Source organism: bacterium (genome assembly GCA_040753555.1).
GTDB lineage: Bacteria > UBA9089 > UBA9088 > UBA9088 > UBA9088 > JBFLYE01.
The window spans coordinates 1-2,305 of record JBFMDZ010000281.1; the positions used below are offsets into that span (position 1 = coordinate 1).

General features: G+C 33.3%; 3 protein-coding genes. All 3 read right to left on the bottom strand.

Features of this window, described 5'->3' with window-relative positions:
• On the bottom strand, window positions 1-1,027 hold a 1,027-nt coding region (locus AB1630_12470), incomplete at its 3' end, for a radical SAM protein (protein ID MEW6104605.1).
• A gap of 10 nt (window positions 1,028-1,037) precedes the next feature.
• The gene (locus tag AB1630_12475) at window positions 1,038-1,700 is read right to left on the bottom strand and encodes a class I SAM-dependent methyltransferase (GenBank protein ID MEW6104606.1); all 663 of its coding nucleotides are present in this window, start codon (window positions 1,698-1,700) and stop codon (window positions 1,038-1,040) included.
• Window position 1,701: 1 nt separating this feature from the next.
• The coding region (locus AB1630_12480) for a transketolase C-terminal domain-containing protein (protein MEW6104607.1) at window positions 1,702-2,305 on the bottom strand (604 nt) is incomplete at its 5' end.

Here is a 2,305-nt window from a genome sequence, read left to right on the forward strand (position 1 = left end):
AAATAAGCTTATTTTTAGCATTGGCTACACAATGGTGATTGCAGTGTAAAGAAGGATTTATTTTAAAAAATTTATTCTTATCTTTTAACCAAAAATCCTTAAATCTGCAATCCTTAATAGAACCAATTAGCCCTTCTTCAAGGTTATATGCTTTATCCTGGCAAGGATATATATTACAATCAGCACCAATCACAGGCAGGACCTGAAGATATGGACACCAGATGTAGTCTTTTGTAAATGTCTCATCCAATTCATGATATGCATCATTTATCTGAAATGCATCATCTGAAAAATCACTTATTGCCTTTTTTACCTGTTCCTTTACATCTTCAAAAAATGGTTGATGATATATATTATTCTCTACCCTATCATTACTTACTATGCAGGGAGAAACCTTTATACTATCTACACCAATGTCTTTAAGTTTCTTAATAAATTCATAGATATGGCTTTTATTTATTTTATCAACCATTATGCTAACCCCCAGGAAACATCTTCCCTCAAGCTTTTTAAAATCTTTCATATTATTCATTACCTTAGTAAATTCATCCTTGCCAACCTTCCTATAATATGCATAACTCTTATTGTCCCACCCGTCCATAGAAACCCTAATCCATGTTCCATAATGGGCAAATATCTCTGCCAATTCTCCTTTAATTTTTGAACCATTGGTTAAGGCTGCAAATTTAACAGGGCTCTGAGATAGTTTCTTGATGCTTTCTAATAAATAAGGATAACAGAATGGTTCTCCACCACCACTGAATGTAATAGCTTTCACTTCCATATCAACAATATCATCAATTATTTTCTCCATCTTTTCATAAGGGATATAATCTCGTTTATTCATATCTTTCCCAAGCTGAAGATTTTCTACCCTGTAAGCACAATAGTAACAATTATGATTACAAACATTTGTTGGTTTTATCCTTATATGGATTGGAGGCATTATCTTATCCACAAAAGAAGGAAGTGAATCTATCTTCTCTTTGAAGTGAAAAATCTTCATCTTTGTATATAAATTTCCCATTTTTTATTCTTTATTCAAAATAGATAAACTCATAATCACCCGTGTAGCCAAATTCCCCAAAGAGCCATATCCATTCCTGGGGAGTAAAAAATGCTTCACAGGTTAATGCCCAGCATTGAAGATTAAATAATTCTTCTTCATTTCTATAGCTTTCTACAACAATATATTTATTCTTTCCAACCCTTTCAATCTCTTTAAGGGCTGATTTTAGCTCATTTATATAGAGATTATGCAGGGTGGTTATAGAGAAAACCAGATCAAACTCTTTATCTTTAAAAGGATAGTAATCTTGGGCTTTGTGTTTAAATAAATAACCTTTTATATCTTCTTGTGCATTCTCTAATGCATATTCTGATATATCAAACCCATTTATCTTGCAATGTGGTAGAAGCATTTTAATCTCATAGAGAAGAAAGCCTTTTCCACACCCAACATCTAATATTTGAGCATTTTCTAAAAGATTATAGTTTTCAATAAGTTTCTTTGCTACATCCTTCCATCTTCCATCATATTTATAGCCTCCATAACCAAATCTTCTTTCTCCATCCCAGTATTCTTTACCATACTCCCTTGCTATCTTTGAACATCTTGCCTTCTCATCCATCATTCTTCCAATATAATCCCTCTTTGTTTTTTTGTGCGAGGGCGTTATAATATTTAATAATTTTCCCATCTTAATTTTTAACCATATTTTTTACAGCTTCCACAATATCTCTTTTAGAAAGCCCATTCATTTCCTTCATCTCCTCGTAAGACCCATATCCTTCTGCAAAGATTCCATTTAAGCCCAATCGTTTAAATTTAATAGGCATACTATTATTCTCAAGTAATACCTCACTAACAGCACTTCCTAAGCCACCAATAACTGTATGTTCTTCAACAGTAAGAATAGCACCTATATCAGATGCTGCCTTAAGAATTATTTCTTTATCAATTGGTTTTATGGTATGAATGTTTATTAGCCTAACAGAAATCTTTAAGCTTTCTAGCTCATCTACTGCCTTGAGAACCTCATAAACTATGCCACCAGTAGAAATAATGGCAATATTTTTACCCTCTCTTAAGACAATAGCACATCCTGTTTTAAATTCATAGTCTTCTTTATAAATCTCAGGGCTTCTGTCTGTTGCTAGACGCAAATACACAGGGCCTTTAATCCGTGCAGCCTCTATTGTTGCTTTCTTAGTCTCCAATGGGTCTATTGGAGAAAAAATTGTCATATTAGGAAGTGTGCGCATCAGAGCAATATCTTCGGTTGTATGATGTGTTGGCCCCAGG

What these genes read in the sequence shown, in the direction of transcription:
- AB1630_12475 (MEW6104606.1), bottom strand. Translation starts at nt 1,700, where the DNA reads ATGGGAAAATTATTAAATATTATAACGCCCTCGCACAAAAAAACAAAG.